The organism is Kitasatospora sp. NPDC057542, assembly GCF_042801945.1.
Taxonomy (GTDB): Bacteria; Actinomycetota; Actinomycetes; order Streptomycetales; family Streptomycetaceae; genus Kitasatospora.
The window spans coordinates 1-3362 of sequence record NZ_JBHVFE010000682.1 but is presented as its reverse complement, the minus strand read 5'-3'; the positions used below and the strand labels follow the sequence as shown (position 1 = coordinate 3362).

Below are 3362 nucleotides of genomic sequence, written 5' to 3'. Positions count from 1 at the left end.
GGGCGGTGGAGGGACGCGGGGGGACTACTCCTTGGAGCGGACGCGCAGGTTGGTGATCAGCGGGCCCTCGGTGGTCTCGCGGAAGAAGTCGTTGCCCTTGTCGTCGACGACGATGAAGGCCGGGAAGTCCTCGACCTCGATGCGCCAGACCGCCTCCATGCCGAGCTCGGCGTACTCCAGCACCTCGACCTTCTTGATGCAGTCCTGGGCGAGCCGGGCGGCCGGGCCGCCGATCGAGCCGAGGTAGAAGCCGCCGTGCGCGGCGCAGGCGTCGGTGACCTGCTTGCTGCGGTTGCCCTTGGCGAGCATGACCATGGAGCCGCCGGCCGCCTGGAACTGGTCGACGTAGGAGTCCATCCGGCCGGCCGTGGTCGGGCCGAAGGAGCCGGAGGCGTAGCCCTCGGGGGTCTTGGCCGGGCCCGCGTAGTAGACCGGGTGGTCCTGGAGGTACTTGGGCATGCCCTCGCCGGCGTCCAGGCGCTCCTTGATCTTGGCGTGGGCGATGTCACGGGCGACCACCAGGGTGCCGGTGAGCGAGAGCCGGGTCTTCACCGGGTACTTGGACAGCTCGGCGCGGATCGCGGGCATCGGCTGGTTGAGGTCGACCCGCACCACGCCGGCGTCGCCCGCGGCGGAGCCGCTCACCAGCAGGGCCTCGTCGGTGGTGTCCGGCAGGTACTTCGCCGGGTCGGTCTCCAGCTGCTCCAGGAACACGCCCTCGGCGGTGATCTTGCCGAGCGCCTGGCGGTCGGCGGAGCAGGAGACGGCCATCGCGACCGGCAGCGAGGCGCCGTGGCGCGGCAGGCGCACCACGCGCACGTCGTGGCAGAAGTACTTGCCGCCGAACTGGGCGCCGATGCCGATCTTCTGGGTCAGCTCGGTGACCTTGGCCTCCAGCTCCAGGTCGCGGAAGCCGTGACCGGTCCTGGCGTTGCCGGAGGTCGGCAGGTTGTCCAGGTAGTGCGCCGAGGCGTACTTGGCGGTCTTCAGCGCGAACTCGGCGCTGGTGCCGCCGATCACGATGGCCAGGTGGTACGGCGGGCAGGCCGCGGTGCCCAGCGAGCGGATCTTCTGCTCCAGGAACGAGAGCATGCTCGCCTCGTTCAGGATGGCCTTGGTCTCCTGGTACAGGTACGACTTGTTGGCGGAGCCGCCGCCCTTGGCCATGAACAGGAACTTGTACGCGTCGCCGTCGGTGGCGTACAGCTCGATCTGGGCCGGCAGGTTGTTGCCGGTGTTCTTCTCGTCCCACATGGTCACCGGGGCCATCTGGGAGTAGCGCAGGTTGAGCTTGGTGTACGCGTCGTACACGCCGCGCGCGATGGCGGACTCGTCGCCGCCCTCGGTCAGCACGTTCTGGCCGCGCTTGCCCATGACGATCGCGGTGCCGGTGTCCTGGCACATCGGGAGGATGCCGCCGGCCGAGATGTTGACGTTCTTCAGCAGGTCGAGCGCGACGAAGCGGTCGTTGGGGCTGGCCTCCGGGTCGTCCAGGATGCGGCGCAGCTGGGCGAGGTGGGCGGGGCGCAGGTAGTGCGAGATGTCGTGCATCGCCTCGGCCGTCAGCAGCCGCAGCGCCTCGGGCTCGACCTGGAGGAAGGTGCGACCGCCCGCCTCGAAGGTGGAGACACCCTCGGAGGTGAGCTTGCGGTACGGGGTCGGGTCAGCGCCCAGGGGGAGCAGGTCGCTGTACTCGAAGTCTGGCGTGGGAGCCATGGGGGCGGTCCTTAGCTGTCCAGTTGGTCCGGCTGCGTCGGCGAAGCACCATCCAGGGTAGGACCCGGTGGAAGTCGGCATGCGGACAGGTCCGCCTTGCGTGACCGGGCTCACTCGCGCGGGAGTGCGACCGACTAGGCTGACCCCGTGGACAACTCGCCGTCGCACGACGACCCGGGGCAGCCGCCGGTGCCGGCGCCCGTACCGATGACCAAACCCGAACTCAAGCCCGACGCCAGGGCCGAGACCGCACCGCGGCCGCACGCGCCGGTCGCGGAGGCGGAATTGCGCGTCTCCGACGCCGACCGCGAGAAGGTCGCGGAACTGCTGCGGGACGCCTACGCCGAGGGCCGCCTGGACGCGGACGAGCACGCGGAACGCATCGAGGCCGCCTACGCCGCGAAGACCTTCGGCGACCTCGTGCCGCTGACCCGGGACCTGCCGGCCCGTCCGCTGTCCTTCGAGAAGCAGCCGTTGGACGCCCCGCAGGCGACGCGGCCGCCGCAGCCGCCCGCGCGCCAGGAGTCCCCGACGGTGGTGGCGATCTTCGGCGGCGCGTCCCGCAAGGGCCGCTGGCGGGTGGGCTCGCACCTGAGCGCCTTCGCCGCGTTCGGCGGGGTGGAGATCGACCTGACCGACGCCGTGTTCGAGTCTCCCGAGGTGGAGATCACGGTGACGGCGATCTTCGGCGGGGTCGAGGTCCGGGTCCCGGAGAACGTGAGCCTGCAGGGATCCGGCGTCGGCATCTTCGGCGGTTTCGACGTCCGGGAGCAGACCGCGGCGGACCCGTACGCTCCGGTCGTCCGGGTCAAGGGCCTTGCGCTGTTCGGCGGTTGCGAGGCCAAGCCGCGCCGGGGCAAGAAGCTGAAGGAGTGGGTGCGCCGCCAACTCGGCGCCGACTGATCGTCGTTGACCTGCGCAGCGCCCGGCCGGGGGCCAACTCCCGGCCGGGCGCTCGGTGTTGCGGCCTGTGCACTGCGTAGCCGATTGCGTGCAGTGTGCATGAATCGCGGTCGGGCGGGGTAGTTCCTTCCGCACATCGCTTCTTGGACGGCTGCGCACCGGAGGCGGCCGAGCGGCCGTGCCGGGGTTGGACAGCGGGGGCTCGCGGCCGGCGGGGGAGCGAGGGTTCCCCGTGTCCAGAGCCTCGTCAGGAGTACGGCCGTGCTGCATCCGATCGAGTCCCGCACCACCTCGCCAGTCGCCGCTGCGCAGGTCCTGGAGCGCCGTCCCGGCGTCCGGCCGCAGCCGCAGTCCCCGGGCGGCCCGGCGGGCTCCCCCGCGGGTGAGGACAATCCCTGGCACACCGGTGCTGCGTGTCGGAGGGACGAGGCGGGGCTGTTCTTCGCGCCGTCCAAGGAACCGACGGCGGCCCGGTTGTCGCGCGAGGAGCAGGCCAAGCAGGTGTGCGCCCGCTGCCCGGTGCTGCTGGAGTGCCGCGAGCACGCGCTGGCCCAGCCGGAGCCGTACGGGGTCTGGGGCGGGCTGACGGCCGCCGAGCGGCGGGTGGTGCTGGCCCGGCGCCGCCGCCGGGACGCGGAGCTGCGCGAGGCGGCCCGGGTGGCGGCGGCCGCGCGGCGTCGGATAGCCGGGTGACGGCGGGTCCGGGAGCGGGAGGACGACGCACCGCGGCCCCGGCGGAGGGG

General features: G+C 72.0%; 3 protein-coding genes. 2 read left to right on the top strand and 1 reads right to left on the bottom strand.

Annotated features, from left to right (window positions below; translation table 11 throughout):
* Nucleotides 1–24 precede the first annotated feature (24 nt).
* Nucleotides 25–1716, bottom strand: a complete 1692-nt coding sequence (locus tag ACFU7Y_RS42035) for a fumarate hydratase (protein ID WP_224282605.1) — start codon at nt 1714–1716, stop codon at nt 25–27.
* Between the two features lie 147 nt (nt 1717–1863).
* On the opposite strand from ACFU7Y_RS42035, the gene ACFU7Y_RS42030 reads away from it, so the two are divergent.
* Together ACFU7Y_RS42030 and ACFU7Y_RS42025 are read left to right on the top strand one after the other, a co-directional pair.
* Nucleotides 1864–2619 carry a DUF1707 domain-containing protein gene (locus ACFU7Y_RS42030; RefSeq protein ID WP_224282606.1) on the top strand — a complete coding sequence of 252 codons (756 nt, stop codon included), beginning with the start codon at nt 1864–1866 and terminating at the stop codon, nt 2617–2619.
* 261 nt (nt 2620–2880) lie between these two features.
* Complete coding sequence (locus ACFU7Y_RS42025) at nt 2881–3312, top strand: WhiB family transcriptional regulator (RefSeq protein WP_380771701.1); 432 nt, start codon at nt 2881–2883, stop codon at nt 3310–3312.
* The last annotated feature ends 50 nt before the right edge of the window (nt 3313–3362 follow it).

Coding starts and splice junctions, on each gene's coding strand:
- ACFU7Y_RS42035 (WP_224282605.1), bottom strand. CDS start 1,716: ATGGCTCCCACGCCAGACTTCGAGTACAGCGACCTGCTCCCCCTGGGC.